The sequence below is a fragment of the Halopseudomonas sp. Lyrl_26 genome, from assembly GCF_051948695.1.
In the GTDB taxonomy this organism is placed as follows: domain Bacteria; phylum Pseudomonadota; class Gammaproteobacteria; order Pseudomonadales; family Pseudomonadaceae; genus Halopseudomonas; species Halopseudomonas formosensis.
In genome coordinates this window covers 584,732-605,965 of the sequence record NZ_JAYJLH010000001.1, presented here as the reverse complement: position 1 = coordinate 605,965, position 21,234 = coordinate 584,732, and the positions used below count along the sequence as shown (strand labels likewise).

Genomic DNA, 21,234 nt, shown 5'->3' with positions numbered 1-21,234 from the left:
AGATCCCGATATCGAGAGCCCTGCGATGAAAGCACTCCCTCTGCTGATCTGGCTGCCCCTCCTGATCCTGGCCAACACGCTCGCATATGCTGCCCCCAGGACCGAGATCATTCCCCTCGATTACGGCATGGCCGAGGACCTGCTGCCGGCCCTGCAGCCGCTGTTGCATTCGGACGAGCGGGCCTCGGCCTACGGCAATCAGCTGATCATCCGCGCCGAGCCCGAGCGTCTGCAGGAAATCCGCGCCCTGCTCAGCGACCTCGATCGCAGGCCGACACGGTTGCGCATCAGCGTCGCCAATGCCGGCACCGGTGCCGCCAGCGAGCAGGGATACCAGATCGACGGGCGTATTCGCACCGGCGCCGGGGATATCCTCGTGGGCCAGCCTCGGGGCGGCAACCAGGCCCGCATCATACGCCGCGAAACCAGCCATGCTGACGACGGGGTACGGGTCATAGTGGCCAACGAGGGGTATCCGGTGCTGATCCAGACGGGGCAAAGCATCCCCCTGACCACCACCACGACCAGTATCTACGGCCAGGTCATGCAGCAGACTGAGTATCACGACGTGACCTCGGGCTTCTACGCCACTGTGCGTTTGAACGGAGACACGGCCACCATCAATCTGAGTTCCAACCATGATCGCCAGAGCACCGCCGGGCGCGGTGTGGTCGACGTTCAGCGTACCGACACCGTGGTCAGCGCCCGGCTGGGCGAGTGGGTCACCATAGGTGGTGTAGACGACCTGGAAAGCAGTCAGCGCAGGGATGTCGGCCGCCGGATCACCACCCGCAATACCGCGCAGCAGAGCATTCGCCTGATGGTCGAACGGCTGGACTGAGTTTTGTTATAGATTTGTAGTGTTGTGTATTAATCACTACAAATACATTGACTTCTTTTCTGCTAAGTCGCATTATTGCCCCGCTCCCGCTAGCCAGAGCCCCTTACGGGCTCCGGATGAACTCCTGAACCTACGGAGTCATTCGTGTCCTTACCGCCCACAAGGCAGTTCGACGAGGTTGCGACTGGAACGAAGTTGTCCTGAGGGACGGGGAAGCGAACCAAACGAACAGACTGCATGACTCAGGCAGAACGCCGCCAGCGCCAGACGCAGGCAGTGTCTCCGACTCACGACGGGCTGAACGTCACCCTCTCCTCTCTCCTGTCATTCTTCAATTCCGGTCACTGTTTCGACGCACTGCGGAGTGCCGCGCCCAGGCCAAGGCTGTGGGTTCGGGGTCGACTAACGTCAGAACCAAACGCACATTTTGAAGGATTGACCATGTCAGCTTACCAAAACGAAATGAAAGCTGTTGCCGCACTGAAAGAAGCCGCAGGTAACGGCTGGAGCGCAATCAACCCGGAATACGCCGCTCGCATGCGCATTCAGAACCGCTTCAAGACCGGTCTGGACATTGCGAAGTACACCGCCGCCATCATGCGCAAGGACATGGCCGAGTACGATGCTGACAGCAGCGCTTACACCCAGTCCCTGGGCTGCTGGCACGGCTTCATTGGTCAGCAGAAGCTGATCTCCATCAAAAAGCACCTGAAGACCACCAACAAGCGCTACCTGTACCTGTCCGGCTGGATGGTCGCCGCTCTGCGCTCCGAGTTCGGTCCCCTGCCCGACCAGTCCATGCACGAGAAGACTTCCGTTGCTGCTCTGATCGAAGAACTGTACACCTTCCTGCGTCAGGCCGATGCCCGTGAACTGGACCTGCTGTTCACTGCCCTGGACGACGCCCGTGCCGCTGGCGACAAGGCCAAGGAAGCTGAAATCCAGGCCCAGATCGACAACTTCGAAACCCACGTTGTGCCGATCATCGCCGACATCGACGCCGGTTTCGGTAACGCCGAAGCCACCTACCTGCTGGCCAAGAAGATGATCGAAGCCGGTGCCTGCTGCATCCAGATCGAGAACCAGGTTTCCGACGAGAAGCAGTGCGGTCACCAGGACGGTAAAGTAACCGTTCCCCATGCCGAGTTCCTGGCCAAGATCAACGCTGTTCGCTACGCCTTCCTCGAGCTGGGCGTTGATGACGGCGTCATCGTTGCCCGTACCGACTCCCTGGGCGCCGGTCTGACCAAGCAAATCGCCGTAACCAACGAACCAGGCGACCTGGGCGACCAGTACAACAGCTTCCTGGACGGTGACTACATCACCAGCGCTGACGACATCGAGAACGGCGATGTGGTCATCAAGGCCAACGGCAAGCTGCTCAAGCCCAAGCGCCTGGCCTCCGGCCTGTTCCAGTTCCGCCCCGGTACTGGCGAAGACCGCGTGGTTCTGGACTGCATCACCTCCCTGCAGAACGGTGCTGACCTGCTGTGGATCGAAACCGAGAAGCCGCACGTTGGCCAGATCGCCAACATGGTTAACCGCATCCGCGAAGTAGTACCCAATGCCAAGCTGGTTTACAACAACAGCCCGTCCTTCAACTGGACCCTGAACTTCCGTCAGCAGGTGTTCGACGACTGGGTTGCCCAGGGCAAGGATGTTTCCGCCTACGACCGCAACAACCTGATGAGCGTAGAGTACGACGGAACCGATCTGTGCAACGAAGCCGACGAGCGCATCCGCACCTTCCAGAAGGACGCGTCCCGCGAAGCCGGCATCTTCCACCACCTGATTACTCTGCCGACCTACCACACTGCCGCGCTGTCCACCGACAACCTGGCAAAAGGCTACTTCGCAGAGGAAGGCATGCTGGCCTACGTGAAAGGCGTTCAGCGTCAGGAGATCCGTCAGGGTATCGCCTGCGTCAAGCACCAGAACATGGCCGGCTCCGACATCGGCGACAACCACAAGGAATACTTTGCTGGTGAAGCCGCTCTGAAGGCCGGTGGTAAAGACAACACCATGAACCAGTTCGGCTGATAGCTGACGGTTCAAGGGCTGCGGCCCGGTGTTGAGGAGAGGCCACCTTCGGGTGGCCTTTTCCGTATGGGCGCTGGCAAGCTGCTGTCATGCCCGTGCAAAGGTAGCGTACAATACGCGATTCATCGTCGAACCTGCGGCCCTGCCCCAGTGATTTTCGACTTCATGTAGCAGCAGGTTTTTAGAGAAATGGCACGCTTACATTTGGAATTTCCGGAAGATCAGTTCTACTTCACTACGCAGCTGACCGTCCGCATCACCGATATCAACTCAGGCAAACATCTGGCAAACGACTCCATGATCTCCATGATCTCGGAAGCCAGAGCGCGCTTTCTGTACCAGTTCGGCATCGAGGAAGTCAGCGTCAATGATGTCGGCATCATAGTTACCGATCTGGCCACCACCTACCGGCGCGAAGCCTTCGCTCGGGAAACCCTGGTGTTTGAAGTGGGTCTGATGGACCTGAACAAGTATGGCGGCGATATCATCTTCCGCATCACCAAGGCGGAAAGCGGTGAGCTGGTGGCCCTGGCCAAGTCCGGCTTCGTGTTCTACAACTTCCTGGCATCCAAGGTAACACCCATGCCGGAAGACTTCCGCCTGCGCTTCCCCGGCGTCAATCAGATCGAGGGCTGACTTAACCGGGCCGATCCGACAGAGTCCCGCTTCCCCTCAGGTATAAAAAAACCCGGTCAGATGACCGGGTTTTTTGTTGGTGGAAACCGATTAACGGACTTCAACCTGGGTTTCTACTTCAGCTTCTACGCGACGGTTCATGGCGCGGCCATCGTCAGTGCTGTTGTCAGCAATCGGACGGGACTCACCGTAGCCCACAGCGTTAACGCGGGAAGCTTCAACACCTTCGTCGATCAGAGCCTGACGTACGGAGTTCGCACGACGCTCGGACAGATTCTGGTTGTAGGCGTCGGAGCCGACGGAGTCGGTGTGGCCTTCAACAGTGGTGGTGACCGACGGGTAGGTACGCATGAACTCGGCCAGGCTCTGGATGTCCTGACGGAACTCGGGGCGAATGGTGTCGCGGTCGAAGTCGAACTTGACATCCAGCTCTACGCGTACGGATTGCATTTCAGGAGCCGGTTCTGGAGCCGGAGCGGGAGCCGGAGCCGGTTCGGCCTGCGCTACTACCGGAGCGGGCTTGCTGCCGCCGAAGTTCAGACCCAGACCTACGCCGGCCTGCCATTCGGTGTTGCCATGATCCAGACCATGCAGCACGTCCAGACCGGCCTTGACGAAGAAGTTCTCGTTCAGATAGTTCTTCACACCAACACCGGCCAGAGCCATGGTGGTACGGTCACGCTGGCTGGTGAAGGGCTGGTCCAGCTCCTGATGACCGAAGCCACCGGAAACGTAAGGACGGATGGCGCCCTGTCCGAAATGGTGAACGGCTTCCAGAGTAGCCATGCGACCGTCAATGCTTTCACCGGTGATGTCGGATTCCAGGCTCTTGTAAGTACCCAGGGAGGCGCTCAGCATGGTGTCGTCGGTCAGGAAGTAACCGAGGCTGCCACCTACCAGAGTGCCGTCGTCCAGGTTGCGCATGCTGTCAGTGAAGTAGCGCTTGGCGAACGCCTCGACTTCAACAGAGCCAGCGCTCTGAGCCATCACCGGAAGCGCAGATCCCGCGATAGCTGCACTTACTACGATACCTACTGTATTTTTCAATTTCATCTGTGAATCCCCGTTAAATCCATTCGGACGTTAGGTTTGCGCAAAACTTCAGACGCATTATAGCAGAACCGGAATAACATCAATAAATATTCGCACTAGAACGGGTTGCTTATATGCTTCCTCAGTTTTTCCAGAGCGCGCTTGTATCGCATCTTGGTAGCACTGAGGCCCATATTCATAATGTCCGATATCTCTTGAAACTCCAGTTCTGCCACAAAGCGAAGCACCAGTATTTCCCGGTCCACCTGATTGACGTGTACCAGCCAGTGATCAAGCCCCTTGCTGTCCACTGCAGGCTGCTCCGGCTCCTGCGCTTCTTCCTGAGTATCCAGGCTCAGCGCGTCGTACAACCGTCTCTTCCGCTTGTCTTTCCGATACTGAGTAATGCATTCGTTATAGGTGATACTATATAGCCATGTCTTGAACTTGGCCTTTCCTTCGAACTGCTTGAGTCCATGAAGGACCTTCAGCATCACCTCCTGACATACATCATCAGCATCCCTCTCGTTGCCCAGATAACGAGCGCATACATTAAAGAGCGTACGCTGATATCTGCGCATCAACTCCTCATAGGCAACGGTAGTATGAAAAAGTTCACGCTTAGCACGAATTACCAGTTCTTCATCCATCATTTCGGATAGCTGGATACGGCTGCATGACGCGGACGAACTGGTCAAGACGGGATCATCATCACTGTGTGGCTCGGGTCGTCCCGCGATTAACGCGAGACAGGATTCTCGGTGAGTCTGCGATTGGGGACGGAAATCAGGCGGCCCTCATCGTCCACCAGCAGTGTCTTGACCGTACCTATCTCCTCGATCACACCCTCTATATCATCGACCCGGACCCGGTCGCCGACCTCGTAGAGTTCGCGCAGGTAGACACCGGCGATGATCTGACTGACCGTCTCGCGACTGCCCAGCCCCATCGCCAGGGCCGCTGCCGCACCGAAGGACACGAGAACGATAGCAATAACCGTATTGAGCAGCTGGGTCTCGATCTGCAACTGACCGATGGCCAGCGACACGGTGATGATGACCAGCAGCCCCTGCACCAGGCGACTGATGCCACCGGCGTAATCCGCACCGATGCTTTCCACTGTCCCCTTGACCACCCCGGCCACCAGGTGAGACAGCAGGAGACCGGCCAGCAGGATCAGCGCCGCGCCGAACACCTTGGGCAGATAGAGCGCGAAGGCATCGAGGGTGGCAGACACCCGGGCCAGGCCCAGGGTCTCGGCGGCCGACACCACGAAGGTCAGCACAATGAACCAGTAGATGATCTTGCCCACCACTGCCGATACCGGGGAGGCGATCCCGATGCGACTCAGCATACGCGTGACCCCTGCCCCGCGCATCAGGCGGTCCAGGCCCAGCTTGGCCAGCCCCTTGCTGAGTACCGCGTCGACAATGCGCGCCACGACAAAGCCCAGCAGGACAATGATCAGTGCGGTAATGAGATCGGGAATGAAGGATGCAACTTTGGTCCACAGGGCTGTCATCGCATAGATGAAGCTCTGGCTCCAGGTTTCATGTTCCATGACAGGCTCGCTATGAATTCAGGTCGGAAGAACTGCTGTTGTCCCGGGCACGACGCACGGGTCTGGCGTGCCGCAGGCCGCGGGCACCGCCTTCGCCGATCACCCAGCCCCAGTTGGCAAACAGCTTGAGCAGGTCGAACAGGCCGCTGTGAATATGGGCGCGGTGCAATACCCGCTCCAGCCGCTTGTCATCCTCGGGAGTGGGATGCGCAGAGGAATCCTGCATCAGACTGCGCAGGTGTCGTTCGAAAGGATCGTCCATGGGATTCTCCGAAGTCGGTGGATTCACAGAGACAGACGCGCGCCGCCCGGGTTGTGTCACCCGGGCGGCGCCATCGACTGTCAGACCACCGTCACTCGGGCATCTTCAGCGCCACAGGGGAGACGATGACGCCGTTGTTATCGGCGTAAACGTACTCGCCCGGGCGGAAGGTAACGCCACCGAAGGTCACCGGCACGTTACGGTCACCGATGCCGCGCTTTTCGGTCTTCATCGGGTGGCTGGCCAGAGCCTGAATACCCAGAGCAGTCTGGATGAGAACATCGACATCACGAACGCAGCCGTAGACGATGATGCCTTCCCAGCCATTATTGGCCGCCTTCTCTGCCAGCATGTCGCCCAGCAGGGCGCGGCGCATGGAGCCGCCGCCATCCACCACCATGACCTTGCCAGTGCCATCTTCCTCGACCAGCTCCTTGACCACGGAGTTGTCCTCGAAGCACTTGACCGTGACGATCTCGCCTCCAAAGGAATCATGGCCGCCGAAGTTGCTGAACATCGGTTCGACTACCGCCACATCGGGGTAGGCATCACACAGATCCGGAGTTACATAGTGCATAGTCATCATGCTCCCGGCTTATCAGCCGTTGTTTTCCGCAAGGAAGAACCAGGTATCCATTACCGAGTCAGGGTTGAGCGATACGCTCTCGATACCCTGCTCCATCAGCCAGCGGGCCAGATCCGGGTGGTCCGAGGGACCCTGACCGCAAATCCCGATGTACTTGTCTGCCTTGCGGCAGGCGGCAATGGCATTGGCCAGCAGCTTCTTCACCGCTGCATTACGCTCATCGAACAGGTGGGCGATGATGCCGGAATCCCGATCCAGCCCCAGCGTCAGCTGAGTAAGGTCGTTGGAGCCGATGGAGAAGCCGTCGAAGTACTCAAGGAACTCGTCGGCCAGCAGGGCGTTGGCCGGCAGCTCGCACATCATGATCAGGCGCAGGCCGTTCTCGCCACGCTTGAGACCGTTCTCCGCCAGCAACTCCACTACCTGGCTGGCTTCGCCCAGCGTGCGCACGAAGGGCACCATGATTTCCACGTTGGTCAGGCCCATCTCGTTACGCACGCGCTTCATGGCGCGGCACTCGAGCTCGAAACAATCGCGGAAGGAATCGCTGATATAGCGCGAGGCGCCACGGAAGCCCAGCATGGGATTCTCTTCTTCCGGCTCGTACAGACGGCCGCCGATCAGGTTGGCGTATTCGTTGGACTTGAAGTCGGACAGACGCACGATGACCTTCTTCGGCCAGAACGCCGCCGCCAGGGTGCTGACACCCTCGACCAGCTTGTCGACATAGAAGCTCACCGGATCACTGTATCCGGCAATGCGCTTCTCGACGCTGTCCTTGACCTCTGCCGGCAGGCTGTCGAAGTTCAGCAGTGCCTTGGGATGCACGCCGATCATGCGGTTGATGATGAATTCCAGACGCGCCAGGCCCACACCCTCGTTGGGCAGGTTGGCGAAATCGAAGGCGCGGTCCGGGTTGCCGACGTTCATCATGATCTTGAACGGCAGTTCGGGCATGGCATCCACGCTGTTGGTCCGCACATCGAACTCCAGACGACCGTCATAGATGATGCCGGTATCGCCTTCCGCGCAGGACACGGTGACGACCTGGCCATCCTTGAGTTCGCTGGTGGCATTGCCACAGCCCACCACTGCCGGAATACCCAGCTCGCGGGCGATGATGGCTGCGTGACAGGTCCGGCCGCCGCGATTGGTGACAATGGCACTGGCACGCTTCATTACCGGTTCCCAGTCCGGATCGGTCATGTCGGAAACCAGAACGTCGCCGGGCTGGACCTTGTCCATTTCCGAGACATCGCGGATTACCTTGACCGGGCCGGCACCGATACGCTGCCCGATGGCACGGCCTTCGACCAGTACGGTGCCCTTGTCCTTGAGCAGGTAGCGCTCCATGACATTGACGCTGCTGCGACTTTTCACGGTTTCCGGACGGGCCTGGACGATATACAGCTTGCCGTCATCTCCATCCTTGGCCCACTCGATATCCATCGGGCGACCGTAGTGTTTTTCAATAATCATGGCCTGGCGTGCCAGGTTGACCACTTCCTCATCGCTCAGACAGAAGCGGGCGCGGTCCGCAGCATCCACTTCAACCGTCTTCACCGAACGGCCGGCGGCAGCTTCTTCACCGTAGACCATCTTGATGGCCTTGCTGCCCAGGTTGCGGCGCAGAATGGACGGACGACCAGCCTCCAGCGTGGGCTTGTGCACATAGAATTCGTCAGGGTTGACCGCGCCCTGCACCACTGTTTCGCCCAGACCGTAGGCACCGGTGATGAACACGACATCACGGAAGCCGGACTCGGTATCCAGGGTGAACATCACACCGGCGGTACCGGTTTCGGAACGAACCATGCGCTGAACGCCGGCGGACAGGGCGACCAGCTTGTGATCGAAGCCCTGGTGCACCCGGTAGGAAATCGCACGATCGTTGAACAGGGAGGCGAACACTTCCTTGGTGGCACGGATGACGTTGTCCACGCCACGGATGTTCAGGAAGGTTTCCTGCTGGCCGGCAAAGGAGGCGTCCGGCAGGTCCTCGGCGGTAGCGGAGGAGCGGACGGCGACGGAGAGATTGTCATTGCCGGCGGCCAGCTCAGCGAAGGCCTTGCGTATCGCCTGGTCCAGAGCTTCGGGGAAGTCGGCCTCCATGATCCACTGACGGATCTGGGCGCCGGTACGGGCCAGGGCGTTGACATCATCCACGTCCAGCGCGTCCAGGGCAGCATTGATACGGTCGTTGAGACCACTCTGCTCGAGAAACTCGCGATAGGCATCAGCAGTGGTGGCAAAGCCGCCCGGTACGGAAACGCCCGCGCCGGCCAGATTGCTGATCATTTCGCCAAGCGAGGCATTCTTGCCGCCGACACGCTCGACATCCCCAACACCCAGTTGCTCAAAGGACACTACGTACTCTAGCAAGGTGATCTCTCCGTCATTCAATGAATAGGTTGGCAGCGCAGGCTTTACCGTCTGGTCTGCGAGTTATAAATACGCCACAATGCCGCTTTGACGCTTGCGTATTACTCGGGTTTGATACCCGAACCCGAAAAAATTCCGTTATTTTAAGGCTTCGCGCATGAAACGCACCGCTTTTTTCATTTCCGATGGAACTGGTATCACCGCTGAGACACTGGGGCAGAGCCTGCTCTCGCAGTTCGAGAACATAGAGTTCCGCAAGCTGCTGCGCCCCTATGTTGATACCGTTGAAAAAGCGCGAGACATGGTACAACAAATCAATGCCGCTGCCGAGGCAGATGGTCAGCGCCCGATCATTTTCGAGACTGTCGTCAACCGGGCCATCCACGACGAACTGGCCAAGTCCCAGGGTTACATCATCGACATCTTCTCTACCTTCCTTGCTCCACTGGAGCAGGAGCTGGGCGCCGGTTCCTCCTATTCGGTCGGCAAGTCCCACTCTATCCAGCACAACAGCAACTATCAGGACCGCATCGATGCCGTGCACTTCGCCATGGATAACGATGACGGGGCAAGGACCCACCATTACAAGGAAGCGGACATCATTCTGGTGGGGGTATCCAGGTGCGGCAAAACGCCGTCCTGCCTCTATATGGCATTGCAGTACGGTATCCGCGCGGCCAACTACCCACTGACGGACGATGATATGGAGCGCCTGCAGCTCCCCGCAGCGCTGCGTCCTCACAAGCACAAGCTGTTCGGGCTGACCATCGACCCGGACCGGCTGGCGAGCATTCGCAATGAGCGTCGCCCCAACAGCCGCTATGCCAGTTTCGCCCAGTGCGAATTCGAGATTCGCGAGGTGGAAAACCTGTTCCGCCGCGAGAATATCCCGCACATCAACTCGACGCATTTCTCGGTGGAAGAGATCTCCGCCAAGATTCTGGTACACATGGGTATCGAGCGCCGTCTCAAGTGATCTCCAGGGTGCCCGCCAGGGCACCTTTCCTACCACCCCGTCCTGTACCCACCCCTTCAGTTCAGCGGCGTAATGTCGCACCAAGCTTTTCGACAATTTTCTGTTGATCTTCGGCTTCGGATCAGTATGATGTCGCAACTGATAATGCTTATCAACACGATACTCATAACCAACAGCTGCTGCCGTACCTTTTAGGAGAGGAACACTCGATGCTGCATACCTCCACAGCCCTGCCCGGCTCCCGTGCCGTTGTCGGCACTCTTGCCCTTCTGGCTGCCAGCGTGGCCCTGGCCAACCAGCAAAGCGTCCGACTGGCCGACACCGTGGTTACCGCCGCCGGTTTCGAGCAGAAGGTCACTGACGCGCCGGCCAGCATCAGCGTGATCAGCCAGGAAGATCTGCAACGCAAACGCTACGGTAACCTGGCCCAGGCGCTGGAAGATGTCGAAGGCATCGATGTTCGACAAGGTACGGGCAAGACCGGTGGTTTGAATATCAGCATCCGCGGTATGCCGAGCCAATATACGCTGATCCTGATTGACGGTCGTCGCCAGAACGCAGCTGGCAATGTGACGCCCAACGGCTTCAATGAAACCTCCACCAGCTTCATGCCACCGATGTCTGCCATTGAGCGTATCGAGGTGATCCGCGGTCCAATGTCCACACTCTATGGCTCCGACGCTATGGGTGGCGTAGTCAACATCATTACCAAGAAGGTCGCCAGCGAGTGGGCTGGTTCGATCAGCCTGGATCATACCTTCCAGGAAAACCGTGATTATGGCGATGCCAGCAAGGCCAGTCTGTATGCCAGCGGCCCTTTGATTGAGGGGCTGATGGGGTTGGCAGTACGCGGCAGCCTGTATGACCGCAGCGCCTCGGATCTGAGTTTCGATAACGACAGCACCGTCAGCAAGCGTGGTGCAGCGCCGGTGGAAGGCCGTAACAACACGGTTGGCGCCCGCCTCACCCTCACTCCGCATGAAAATCATGATTTTGCCCTGGACTTTGAACGTGGCCGCCAGGTCTACGACAATGATGACTGTCAGTTGGGTAATCTGGACGGCAAGGCCACCGGCAGTGCAACCGGTGGGTGCGCAGCGGATGCGCCTACCGCCCATGGGTATAAGGACGAGCTGCGCTTCGAGCGCGAGCAGGTCGCGCTTACCCATACTGGCCGGTTGGGCTTCGGGGTGCTGGACAGCAGTCTGATGCATAACACCACAGAGACCCTTGGGCGTACCATCCCCGGCCGCAGCGCTGGCGGTGATATCGGAACTCCACTGCCGGCGGCGCCCTGGGCGACGGTCGGTGATGATCGCAAGCTGGAGACGACCAATCTGGTCCTGGACAGCAAGTTGGTTGCCCCAGTCGGCGATGCGCATATTCTCACTGTCGGCGGCCAGTGGTGGAAGGCTGAAATGACCGATGACATTGCCGGCACCGATTTCGAACAGACCTCCTGGGCGCTGTTCTCGGAGGACGAATGGCGCCTGCGTGATGACCTTGCGCTGACTTTGGGGGTGCGTTACGACGATCACGAAAGTTTTGGCGGGAACGTCAGCCCGCGGGCTTACCTGGTGTGGAACGCGACCGACAGCTGGACACTGAAAGGTGGTGTCAGCAGAGGCTACAAGACGCCGGACCTGAATGACCTGCATAACGGTATCAATGGCATTACCGCCCAGGGGCGTGCGGTAACCGTAGGTAATCCGGACCTTGATCCGGAAACCAGCACCAATACCGAGTTCGGCGTCTATTACGACAACCTGGCAGGATTCAATGCTAATGCCACGCTGTTCCACAATAAGTTCAAAGACAAGATCGCCAGCGGACCGCTGATTATCGACCATCCGTTGTGCCTCGGTAACACGACTACCAACGGTACTCCCAACCCTGGCTGCTCACCCTTGATCAACGTAGACGAGGCTGTCACCAAAGGGATCGAGTTGGCTGGGGGCTGGCAGTTCGCCCCGACCTGGAAGCTGAATGCAAATTACACTTACACCGACAGCGAGCAAAAGAGTGGCGCAAACAAGGGAGCGGCGTTCACCAATACTCCCAGGCACATGCTCAACGCCAGTCTGAACTGGAGTGCAAGTGATCGCCTGGAACTTTGGTTCAAAGGGGAATATCGTGGCAAGCGTGACCGCTTTACCAGCCTGTATCAGAACCTGAGCCAGGAAAATCAGGCTGTCCAGAGTCAGGTCGGTGATCTCAAGGCTTATGAAGTGTTTCATCTGGGCGGGTCATTCCGCGCCTCGGATAATGTCACTCTGAATGCCACTATCTACAATCTGTTTGATAAGGACTTCCTGGACGGCGGTATCTACCAATATACGTCTGGCGGTGTTACGAATACCGGATGGGCATCGCACTATACGCATTCAGCCCAGTCCACTACAGGAACGTTGGAAGAAGGTCGCCGACTCTGGCTCTCTGCTACCGTCGACTTCTGATTTTTACTTCTCAAGACACCCCGGATTCTTCCGGGGTGTTGCCCCCCCCCAGTAATATTTTCTCCTCAATTAGCCACAGGTATGGCGCTATTGTCAGGAGCGCTTTATACTTCCACCCCCCGTAATGATAATCATAATTATTTAGATTAGCGTGATGATCACACTGGAGTTTCCAAAAGAGCACAAAAAGGAGCGCTACCTGGATGTCGATCAACACTACTCTTCCCTCCTATCTCGTGGGCAGCATGGGGCTGCTGGCGAGCTGTATTGCCCTGGCCAACGAGAACTCGGTACAACTGCCGGATGTCACCGTGGTCTCGGCCACCGGTTTTGAACAGAAACTCACCGACGCGCCGGCCAGTATCAGCGTCATCAGCCGCGAGCAGTTGCAGAGCAAGCCCTATGCGGGCCTGGCCGATGCGTTGCGTGACGTCGAAGGTGTCGATGTCGGCGCGGATCTGGACAAGAACGGCAACATCAGTATCACCATGCGTGGCCTGCCGAAGGACTACACCCTCGTGCTGATCGATGGCCGTCGGCAGAGTGATATCGGCGACATCGGGCCGAACAACTTCGGCAACAGTCAGTTCATGTACATGCCGTCGATGGATGCCATCGAGCGCATCGAGGTGATCCGCGGGCCGATGTCCACGCTCTATGGCGCCGATGCCATGGGTGGCGTGATCAACATCATTACCCGCAAGGTGCAGGACAACTGGGGCGGTTCCATCAGCCACGGGCTGACATTCCAGGAAGACTCGCAGTTCGGTGACGACCGCAAGACCGACCTGTTCGCCAGTGGCCCGCTGATCAAGGGCCTGGTCGGGCTTGGGCTGCGTGCCAGCCTGTACGACCGCGAGCAGAGCGATCCGGGCTACAGCGTCGGCACTCTGGTCAACGGTGACGGCAGCCTGTTCGAGGACAGAGGCAGTTTCGGTGACAAGAAAATCGTCGCCGCGAAGAATTGGAACGCCGGTTTCACCCTGAACTTCACGCCGCTGGAGGATCACGACTTCCAGTTCGAATACGATATCGCCAAGCAGCGTTATGACAATACCGAGGGTCAGACCGGGACGCTGGACTCCGTCGAGAGCCTGTGGCGCGCCAGTCGCGGGATCATCCAGCCGCGGGTCGGTTACTCCGAGTACCAGCGGGTGGAGCGCGAGCAGTTCGTGCTGGCCCATACTGGGCGTTGGAACTTCGGTACCAGCACCACCAGCCTGACCCGCAGCACCAGCAACAACCTGGGGCGTTCCTTGCCGCTGACTGTGCAGGAGCGCAGTGATCTACAGGCCATCTGGGATCAGGCCGCGGCTGACCAGGGGGTGACTACCCCGGTGCTGACCGATGATCTGCGTGCAGAACTAGAAGGTTCCTTCTTGCCGCGTAAGCGTCGTGAGCTGGAAATCCGCAACACCATTTTTGATACCAAACTGAGCAACTCCATTGGCAACCACCACTTCACCATCGGCGGTCAGTACTTCTTCGCCGAGATGGAAGACGGGGTGTTCGGCATGGATGGTGCCGGCTTCCAGTCCGGTAAGACCCAGGACCACAAGCAGTGGGCGCTGTTCGCCGAGGATAACTGGGATCTCACCGATAAGCTGACCTTCACCTATGGTGCGCGCTACGACGACCATAATATCTTCGGCTCCGAGATCAGCCCGCGGGCCTATCTCACCTGGCGCACCACCGACAACTGGACGCTCAAGGGTGGGGTCAGCACCGGCTACAAGACACCCAAGCCGAACCAGCTGTTCCCCGGCATCGTCGGTTTCGGTGGCCAGGGTGTCAGCCCCATGGCCGGCTCGCCTGATCTGAAGCCGGAAACCAGTACCAACTATGAAGTTGCGGTCTATTACGACAACCTGAGTAACTTCAACGCCAACGCTACGCTGTTCTTCAACGACTTCAAGGACAAGATAGCCACGGCCGATGCCGTTCCCAACTGCTACAACGCCAGTGGTGTGAAATACCTGAGTTCCGGTTGTGTGGATGTCGGTCCAGGCTGGGCCGAGCTGGGCTATAACAGCTTCAGCCAGAGCACCAACGTGGACAAGGTCGAGACCAAGGGTATCGAGCTGGCAGCACGCTGGGAGATCGTCCCGACGCTCAGCCTGAGCGGCAACTACACCTACACCGACAGCGAGCAGAAAAGCGGTCGACAGAAAGGCCTGCCACTGGTCAATACACCCGAACATATGTTCAACAGCACGCTTAGCTGGGACGTGTTGCCACGCCTGAACCTGTCGCTGATCGCCGAGGTACGGGACGAGCGCTATCGCGGTACGGCCACCACCACAGGACCACAGCCGGTTACTCGCAAGCTGTATTACAAGTCCTATGACATCTACCACCTGGGCATGCGCTTCCAGGCCAGTGATGACCTGACCCTGCATGGCCGGGTCAACAACCTGCTGGACAAGAATATGGCCGGCCGCAACTGCGAGCCGACCTATGATGCCCTGGGCGCGCACGACAGCTGGTCCTGTTCCAATGATTACAACGTCACGGAGAAGGCACGCAGCTTCTGGCTGTCAGCCAACTACCGGTTCTGACCAACAACCTCGGCCCGGGACTGCCCGGGCCAACTGACCCACAAGAGTAGTCAATGAAACATCTGGCGATCGGCACCCTGCGACAATGGCACTGGGTCAGTTCGGCATTATGCCTGGCAGGCATGCTGCTGTTCGCGGTGACCGGTATCACGCTCAATCACGCTGGTGAGATCGAGGCCAGGCCACAGGTACGCAGCGTCGAATTGCAACTGCCGGACGAACTTATGGCGTCGTTGCCCGTCGCTGCCGAACAGCAGCTACTTGCCGACCCCTTGCACCGCTGGCTGCAGGATAGTCTGGGCGTACGTTTCGAAATACGGGCCGCGGAATGGTCGGACTCGGAGCTGTACGTCGGCATGCCCAGGCCCGGCGGGGATGCCTGGCTGACCCTGGACCTGGAGTCCGGCGAGCTGTTCTTCGAGACCACCGACCGGGGTTGGATCGCCTATGCCAACGATCTGCACAAGGGCCGCCACAGCGGTACGGCCTGGAGCTGGTTCATCGATATATTCGCTGCGGTCTGCGTGATTTTCACCCTGACCGGCCTGCTGCTGCTCATGCGCCAGGCCCGCTCACGCCCGGCTACCTGGCCGGTGACCGGGCTCGGCCTGCTGATTCCGCTACTCATTGCCTTGCTGTTGATCCACTGAGAAGAGAGAGAGCCCATGCACAAATGGTTGTTATTGTCGCTGGCGACAGCGATCACCACGCTCAGCGCCGCCGAGTTGGAAGTATCCGTCGAGGTGCCGCGCCTGGCCGTGGCGGAGTATCACCGCCCCTACGTGGCGATCTGGATCGAGAATGCCGACGGCCACGTCGCCGACCTGTCGGTCTGGTATGACCTCAAGCTGCGTGACCGTGAGGGAGAGAAGTGGCTGAAGGACATGCGCCAATGGTGGCGGCGCAGCGGGCGCGCGCTGGAGTTGCCGATCGATGGCCTGTCCGCCGCGACCCGGCCAGTCGGCCAGCATAGCCTGCGCTTTGGCGATGACCACCCGACGCTGGCCGCGCTGGTGCCCGGCGACTACCAGTTGCTGGTCGAGGCCGCCCGGGAAGTGGGTGGGCGCGAACTGGTCCGCCTGCCCTTCAGCTGGCCGGTAACCGAGCAGGTCAGTCACCAGGCGGCCGGTACCAGCGAACTGGGCAAGATCCAATTGAACATTCAACCCTGAAACCATTGATTCCAACGAAGAGAAGAACAAGCCCATGCTCAAACGACTCACCTGCTGGTCGGCGCTGGCCGTCGCCATGACCCTGCCCCTCTCCGCCCAGGCCCACCGTGCCTGGATGCTGCCCTCGACCACCATCGTTTCCGGTGACAACGCCTGGGTCAGCGTGGACGCAGCGGTATCCAACGACCTGTTCTATTTCGAGCATCACCCCTTGGTACTGGAGGGCATCGGCAAGGCACCGGAGCGCGCCAGCGCTGCGCCGGCCGGCCAGGATGCCGCCCCAGCCCGGCCGCGCCCGGCCAATCGCCTGCTGATCACTGCGCCGGATGGCAGCGAAGTAGCCGCGCAGAATGGCCACGTTGGCAAGTACCGCAGCGTCTTCGATGTGGAACTCAATCAGAAAGGCACCTACAAACTGGCAATCGCCGGTGCCCCGCGCTACTTCGCACGCTACAAGGAGAATGGCGAGGATCGCCGTTGGATGGGCGAGCTGGCCGAGGCGGCGCAAGCCATACCGGCCACAGCCGAGGACGTACAGATCAGCCGGATGGAGTCGCGGATGGAGGTGTTCATCACCTCCGGCCAGCCAACCGACAAGGTGTTCGCACCCACTGGCCAGGGCCTGGAGCTGCAGCCGGTGACCCATCCCAATGACCTGTTCGCCGAAGAAACCGCCGAGTTCATCTTCCTGCTCGACGGCAAGCCGGCTGCCGGCGTCGAGGTCAACGTCATTCCCGGTGGCATCCGCCATCGCGATGAGCTGAACGACATCACGGTGACCAGCGACGCCGAGGGCAAGGTTGCCATTACCTGGCCGCAGTCCGGTTTCTGGTGGCTGGAAGCCAAAGCGGTGCAGGAAGATGGCCTCGAGGCGCCGCTGAACCAACGGCGTGCCACCTATACCGCCACGCTTGAAGTCATGGCTCCCTGATGAGCCTGCTGGAGCTGTCGTGGTTGAGCGACCCGCTGGCTGCCCGTCGGTTGTGGGCGGCGCTGGCCTTCGGCGGCTGGCTGCTGTTGTGCTGGTATTGCCTGGCTCTGGCCTGGCGCCGCCGGCACAGGGGCAGTCCTGCAGCGGCTGCGGACTGGCTGATCGCCTATGCCAGCCAGTCCGGCGCTGCCCGGCAGATCGCCGAGCAGCTCGCCATGACCGCCGGGCACGATGGCCAGGCACCGGCGCTGCTGCCACTCAATGACCTGTCGCTGGACGACCTCGGCCGCCACACCCGGGCATTGTTTGTCGTCAGTACCTATGGCGAAGGCGAAGCACCGGACAATGCGGCACTGTTCTGGCGCAGAGCCAGGCATCAGCGCCCGGCCCTGCGCGCACTGCAGTATGGCGTGCTGGCATTGGGTGACAGCCAGTACGCCGACTACTGTGGCTTCGGCCGGCGCCTCGATCGCTGGCTGAGTGCCGCCGGTGCGCAACCAGCGATACCTCATACCGAGGTCGACCAGCTCGACCCCGGGACGCTGCAGCAATGGCGCAGCCGGGTCGATCAGCTGTTCGGCCTGCCCGAGGTGGACAATAGCACCCCGGAAGCGGCAACCAGCTGGGTACTGGCCGAACGACGGCAGCTCAATCCGTCCAGTCCTGGCGCCCCGGCCTGGCTGATACGCCTGTTGCCGGTCGCCGACATGCCGCACTGGCAGGCCGGCGACCTGGCCCAACTGCGCATCGGCTCGCTGCGGCGCACCTATTCCATTGCCAGCCTCCCCGAGGACGGCGCGCTGGAACTGATCGTGCGCCAGGTCATCGGCGACGATGGCCAGCTCGGGCAAGGTTCCGGCTGGCTGTGTCAGCATGCCGAGCCTGGTGCCACGCTCGAGGTGGTGCTGCGCCCCAACCCACAGTTTCACCTGCTCGACCAGGATGCCCCGACCATCTTCATCGGCGCCGGCACCGGCCTGGCCGGGCTGCGTGGTCTGATCAAGCAGCGTCAACACCAAGGACGTAGGGACAACTGGCTGATCTTCGGCGAACGCTGCCAGCAGCATGACCGCTGGTTGGCTGAGGAGCTGGAGGCCTGGGTGGCGCAGGACCGCTTGCTGCTCGACCGGTGCTTTTCCCGTACCGAGGAGACGACCGAGTATGTCCAGCACCGCCTGACCAGCAAGGCAGACCAGCTACGCCAGTGGGTTGATCAAGGCGCCTGCATTCGTGTCTGCGGCAGGCTGGCCGGCATGGGCAACGCCATCCATGCTGTGCTGCAGGAATTACTGTCGGCGGAGCAATGGCAGGGGCTGCAACAACAGAACCGCTACCGCCGGGATCTGTATTGACGATCTGCTTAACCCTGCCCCGGCGGAACCATGCGGTGAGCGCAACGGTCAGAACTAGCACAGTCCGCTTCGTCTGGGCAGATGTTTTCAACTAATCAGGAGTGCATACATGGACATCATTCGCCTTATCGCCGCCATTCTCTTGCCGCCCCTCGGTGTCTTTCTGCAGGTCGGTTTGGGTGGCGCGTTCTGGCTCAACATATTGCTGACGCTGTTCGGTTATCTCCCGGGCATCATCCACGCGGTGTGGATCATCGCTCGCCGATAAGCTCCTTCCCGTGCAATGCGGCCACCTGGTTCCTGCCGGCGCTCTTGGCTTCATAGAGCGCCTGGTCGGCTGTGCGGGCCAGGTCGTCCATGATCTGTTCGGTATCGCCGCCCTGCTCCACCGACCAGCAGCTGCAGCCTATGCTGGTGGTGACACGCCCCCAGACTGATCCGGCATGGGGCAAATGCAGATCATAGATGGCCATACCCAGCGCCTCGGCGCACTGCCTGGCTGCGTTCAGGTCCAATCCCGGCAGCAGTACCGCAAATTCCTCGCCGCCTACCCTTGCCACCATCTCGCCTGCCCGCTTGAACCAGTCCTTCATGAGATTGGCCAGCGCTGCCAGACAGGCGTCGCCCTCGGCGTGACCATAGCGGTCGTTGTAACCCTTGAAGAAGTCCACATCCAGCATCAGCAGGCTGACCGGGTAACCCAGCCGCTGGGCACGGTACAGCTCCTCGATCTGATGCTGTTCGAAATGCCTGCGATTGGCCAGACCCGTCAGAGGATCTGTGCGTGACATTTCCAGCAGCTCCTGCTGGGCCGCCTCCAGACCTATCACGTGATCCCAGTGCTGGACCAGACTGAACAACCATTGCCCCGCGCCCTGCAGCAACCCCTCCTGTTCAGGGACCATGTCACCGGGGGTCTTGCTCCTGGCCACGAAGTGGAACCGCCGCTGCTGATTGGCAAATGCAACGATCAGGCTCCGCTCATCCAGATGCGTGACCGACCAACCGGTCGGGCTGGCTGACATCAAGCCAACCAGCCGATCAAGCCAGAGCGGATCCTCCTGCTCCATCCAATGGGCGCGCAGCTCGCCGTTATCCAGGAGGGCGCAGGCGTCCAGATGCATGTACTGCGCCAGTGTCTGCAGCGTCTGGGTCATGGCCCGCGGATACTGCGCCTGACGCAGGTGCATCAGCTTGAGGCTGCTGCCGGAAATCAGTTTGAGATAGCCATTGAGGTAGCCCAACTCCGATGTCCGCTCGGCTACGCGGCGGTCCAGACTGTCGCGCTCGCGGGCCAGTTGCCCGATGGCGTTCTCGTGCTGCTCGGCATAGTGAGCCATTCCCTCATGCAGGGTTTCGAATCCCCGTGAGATCAGATCTATCTCGTCGAACCAGGGGCGTTCGCTGCGTACCAGGGCAAGCCGCGGGGCGTTCTTCTGCGGCCGCAAGGTCGCCACGTAGTCCGCTATCAGCCGCAGCGGCTGCCCCATGTCGCGATGCAGCAGTCTGAACACGATGGCGAAAAGCATCAGGGTGTAGAGCGAGAACTCCAGCACCCTCTGCAGGATGGAGTCCCTGATCAGCCTTGCCATGCGCTGATTATTGAAATGGATCTGCAACTCACCCAGACGCTGATGTTCATCCAGCGGCGAATGAACCAGCAGCGTGGTGTCGGCAGCCCTGGCCGGGGGTTCACCGAGATCGATGCTCAGGCCGGTTTCGGTCTGCAGATGCAGCGAGGCATACGGGGATAACGGCGCAGCAGGTGATGCGTCTGCTCAAGCGCCTTGTCGTAGGACCAGTCCGCATATACCTTCTGCAGCAGTCTGACCTGGGGAAACTCGTTCAGCGCGCGTTCGAGCCCCCGGTTGCGTTCCATGGAGGTATGGGTGGAGCGGTCGCCTGCTATGGCGATCATTTCCAGCGGTTCACCCGCCGGCAGGTCGCGCAGGGCTGCCTGAATGAGTGCGCGGGCGGCGATATAGCCTCCCTCCTCGGCCACCGGTACCAGACTGCCCAGCCACTGACGAAAGCGCTGACGGGGGAAGCCGACCTGCTCATGGGCAGGCCCGATTACCGAATTGAATGCCAGAAAGACCGGGATATCCGCCCGCTCGGCCGCCATCAGCTGGGGAGCCAGGGTGGCCTTCTCCGCGACCACTATCACATAGTCCGGCCGCTCCTGCCTGGGCCGCTCACCGAGTGTTTCGACCAGATGTATCTGCGCCAGATAATTGCGCTCGGCGGTCAGTATCTCCAGATGGATTCCCAGACTGTCCGCCGCCTGCTGCATGGCTGCACTGGCGAGGCTCCAGTAAGGCTCATCACTCTTGCCGGGATTGATGAAGGCCATGCTCAGCGCCGCTGCAGGGAACGGCGCGAGTCCCAGCAGCAGGAGAAAGGTGACCCGACAGACAGCGGAAATGAGCAAACCTCTGGCCCCTCATGA

The 21,234-nt window shown here is 60.0% G+C and carries 19 protein-coding genes; 11 read left to right on the top strand and 8 right to left on the bottom strand.

The genetic code is table 11. The annotated features are described in order from the left end of the window. Nucleotides 1–25 precede the first annotated feature (25 nt). The 3 genes from VF673_RS02955 to VF673_RS02945 all read left to right on the top strand — a co-directional run bounded on the left by VF673_RS02955 (nt 26) and on the right by VF673_RS02945 (nt 3,517). Nucleotides 26–841 carry a secretin N-terminal domain-containing protein gene (locus VF673_RS02955; protein ID WP_440290808.1) on the top strand — a complete coding sequence of 272 codons (816 nt, stop codon included), beginning with the start codon at nt 26–28 and terminating at the stop codon, nt 839–841. 441 nt (nt 842–1,282) lie between these two features. After that, nucleotides 1,283–2,881: an isocitrate lyase gene (locus tag VF673_RS02950; RefSeq protein ID WP_440290807.1), complete on the top strand. Its 1,599-nt coding sequence runs from the start codon at nt 1,283–1,285 to the stop codon at nt 2,879–2,881. A 189-nt stretch (nt 2,882–3,070) separates the two neighbouring features. Beyond that, nucleotides 3,071–3,517 (top strand): acyl-CoA thioesterase, encoded by a 447-nt coding sequence (locus VF673_RS02945; RefSeq protein ID WP_440290806.1) that lies wholly within the window; start codon nt 3,071–3,073, stop codon nt 3,515–3,517. 90 nt (nt 3,518–3,607) lie between these two features. Here the strand turns inward: VF673_RS02945 and VF673_RS02940 are convergent, their stop codons facing one another. The 6 genes from VF673_RS02940 to ppsA form a co-directional block, all read right to left on the bottom strand. Further along, complete coding sequence (locus VF673_RS02940; RefSeq protein WP_090540019.1) at nt 3,608–4,570, bottom strand: OmpA family protein; 963 nt, start codon at nt 4,568–4,570, stop codon at nt 3,608–3,610. Nucleotides 4,571–4,665: 95 nt separating this feature from the next. Beyond that, entirely contained in the window at nt 4,666–5,247 is a 582-nt protein-coding gene (sigX, locus tag VF673_RS02935; RefSeq protein ID WP_440290805.1) for an RNA polymerase sigma factor SigX, read from the bottom strand. Between the two features lie 41 nt (nt 5,248–5,288). After that, nucleotides 5,289–6,110 (bottom strand): mechanosensitive ion channel family protein, encoded by an 822-nt coding sequence (locus VF673_RS02930; protein ID WP_320331976.1) that lies wholly within the window; start codon nt 6,108–6,110, stop codon nt 5,289–5,291. A gap of 10 nt (nt 6,111–6,120) precedes the next feature. Next, a complete protein-coding gene (locus tag VF673_RS02925) occupies nt 6,121–6,372 on the bottom strand; it encodes a hypothetical protein (protein ID WP_440290804.1) in 252 nt (83 codons plus the stop codon). 91 nt (nt 6,373–6,463) lie between these two features. Then, nucleotides 6,464–6,949: a ribonuclease E activity regulator RraA gene (gene rraA / locus VF673_RS02920; RefSeq protein WP_090540027.1), complete on the bottom strand. Its 486-nt coding sequence runs from the start codon at nt 6,947–6,949 to the stop codon at nt 6,464–6,466. Nucleotides 6,950–6,970: 21 nt separating this feature from the next. Then, nucleotides 6,971–9,340 carry a phosphoenolpyruvate synthase gene (gene ppsA / locus VF673_RS02915; RefSeq protein WP_090540030.1) on the bottom strand — a complete coding sequence of 790 codons (2,370 nt, stop codon included), beginning with the start codon at nt 9,338–9,340 and terminating at the stop codon, nt 6,971–6,973. 157 nt (nt 9,341–9,497) lie between these two features. On the opposite strand from ppsA, the gene ppsR reads away from it, so the two are divergent. The 8 genes from ppsR to VF673_RS02875 all read left to right on the top strand — a co-directional run bounded on the left by ppsR (nt 9,498) and on the right by VF673_RS02875 (nt 19,053). Continuing rightward, the gene (ppsR, locus tag VF673_RS02910; protein ID WP_090540032.1) at nt 9,498–10,316 is read left to right on the top strand and encodes a posphoenolpyruvate synthetase regulatory kinase/phosphorylase PpsR; all 819 of its coding nucleotides are present in this window, start codon (nt 9,498–9,500) and stop codon (nt 10,314–10,316) included. A 209-nt stretch (nt 10,317–10,525) separates the two neighbouring features. Next, nucleotides 10,526–12,772 (top strand): TonB-dependent receptor domain-containing protein, encoded by a 2,247-nt coding sequence (locus tag VF673_RS02905; protein ID WP_440290803.1) that lies wholly within the window; start codon nt 10,526–10,528, stop codon nt 12,770–12,772. A 203-nt stretch (nt 12,773–12,975) separates the two neighbouring features. Further along, nucleotides 12,976–15,330, top strand: a complete 2,355-nt coding sequence (locus VF673_RS02900; RefSeq protein WP_440290802.1) for a TonB-dependent receptor domain-containing protein — start codon at nt 12,976–12,978, stop codon at nt 15,328–15,330. 53 nt (nt 15,331–15,383) lie between these two features. Beyond that, nucleotides 15,384–15,980, top strand: a complete 597-nt coding sequence (locus VF673_RS02895) for a PepSY-associated TM helix domain-containing protein (RefSeq protein WP_440290801.1) — start codon at nt 15,384–15,386, stop codon at nt 15,978–15,980. 15 nt (nt 15,981–15,995) lie between these two features. Beyond that, a complete protein-coding gene (locus VF673_RS02890; RefSeq protein ID WP_440290800.1) occupies nt 15,996–16,502 on the top strand; it encodes a DUF2271 domain-containing protein in 507 nt (168 codons plus the stop codon). A 34-nt stretch (nt 16,503–16,536) separates the two neighbouring features. Then, nucleotides 16,537–17,433 (top strand): DUF4198 domain-containing protein, encoded by an 897-nt coding sequence (locus VF673_RS02885; protein WP_440290799.1) that lies wholly within the window; start codon nt 16,537–16,539, stop codon nt 17,431–17,433. After that, nucleotides 17,433–18,785, top strand: a complete 1,353-nt coding sequence (locus tag VF673_RS02880; RefSeq protein ID WP_440290798.1) for a sulfite reductase subunit alpha — start codon at nt 17,433–17,435, stop codon at nt 18,783–18,785. Before VF673_RS02885 ends, VF673_RS02880 begins: the two co-directional genes overlap by 1 nt. A 109-nt stretch (nt 18,786–18,894) precedes the next feature. Further along, nucleotides 18,895–19,053, top strand: a complete 159-nt coding sequence (locus VF673_RS02875; protein WP_090540046.1) for a YqaE/Pmp3 family membrane protein — start codon at nt 18,895–18,897, stop codon at nt 19,051–19,053. Here the strand turns inward: VF673_RS02875 and VF673_RS02870 are convergent. Beyond that, complete coding sequence (locus VF673_RS02870) at nt 19,037–20,377, bottom strand: diguanylate cyclase (RefSeq protein WP_440290797.1); 1,341 nt, start codon at nt 20,375–20,377, stop codon at nt 19,037–19,039. The two genes, VF673_RS02875 and VF673_RS02870, sit on opposite strands and share 17 nt — an antisense overlap. Before the next feature lie 116 nt (nt 20,378–20,493). After that, nucleotides 20,494–21,216 carry a substrate-binding domain-containing protein gene (locus tag VF673_RS02865; protein ID WP_440290796.1) on the bottom strand — a complete coding sequence of 241 codons (723 nt, stop codon included), beginning with the start codon at nt 21,214–21,216 and terminating at the stop codon, nt 20,494–20,496. Nucleotides 21,217–21,234 lie beyond the last annotated feature (18 nt).

Excerpts from the sequence above, each read along its gene's own strand:
- VF673_RS02940 (WP_090540019.1), bottom strand. The coding sequence starts at position 4,570 with ATGAAATTGAAAAATACAGTAGGTATCGTAGTAAGTGCAGCTATCGCG.
- VF673_RS02875 (WP_090540046.1), top strand. The coding sequence starts at position 18,895 with ATGGACATCATTCGCCTTATCGCCGCCATTCTCTTGCCGCCCCTCGGT.
- VF673_RS02900 (WP_440290802.1), top strand. The coding sequence starts at position 12,976 with ATGTCGATCAACACTACTCTTCCCTCCTATCTCGTGGGCAGCATGGGG.
- VF673_RS02925 (WP_440290804.1), bottom strand. The coding sequence starts at position 6,372 with ATGGACGATCCTTTCGAACGACACCTGCGCAGTCTGATGCAGGATTCC.
- VF673_RS02905 (WP_440290803.1), top strand. The coding sequence starts at position 10,526 with ATGCTGCATACCTCCACAGCCCTGCCCGGCTCCCGTGCCGTTGTCGGC.
- ppsR (WP_090540032.1), top strand. The coding sequence starts at position 9,498 with ATGAAACGCACCGCTTTTTTCATTTCCGATGGAACTGGTATCACCGCT.
- VF673_RS02895 (WP_440290801.1), top strand. The coding sequence starts at position 15,384 with ATGAAACATCTGGCGATCGGCACCCTGCGACAATGGCACTGGGTCAGT.
- VF673_RS02945 (WP_440290806.1), top strand. The coding sequence starts at position 3,071 with ATGGCACGCTTACATTTGGAATTTCCGGAAGATCAGTTCTACTTCACT.
- VF673_RS02870 (WP_440290797.1), bottom strand. The coding sequence starts at position 20,377 with ATGGCAAGGCTGATCAGGGACTCCATCCTGCAGAGGGTGCTGGAGTTC.
- VF673_RS02885 (WP_440290799.1), top strand. The coding sequence starts at position 16,537 with ATGCTCAAACGACTCACCTGCTGGTCGGCGCTGGCCGTCGCCATGACC.
- VF673_RS02950 (WP_440290807.1), top strand. The coding sequence starts at position 1,283 with ATGTCAGCTTACCAAAACGAAATGAAAGCTGTTGCCGCACTGAAAGAA.
- VF673_RS02930 (WP_320331976.1), bottom strand. The coding sequence starts at position 6,110 with ATGGAACATGAAACCTGGAGCCAGAGCTTCATCTATGCGATGACAGCC.
- VF673_RS02890 (WP_440290800.1), top strand. The coding sequence starts at position 15,996 with ATGCACAAATGGTTGTTATTGTCGCTGGCGACAGCGATCACCACGCTC.
- VF673_RS02955 (WP_440290808.1), top strand. The coding sequence starts at position 26 with ATGAAAGCACTCCCTCTGCTGATCTGGCTGCCCCTCCTGATCCTGGCC.
- rraA (WP_090540027.1), bottom strand. The coding sequence starts at position 6,949 with ATGCACTATGTAACTCCGGATCTGTGTGATGCCTACCCCGATGTGGCG.
- VF673_RS02880 (WP_440290798.1), top strand. The coding sequence starts at position 17,433 with ATGAGCCTGCTGGAGCTGTCGTGGTTGAGCGACCCGCTGGCTGCCCGT.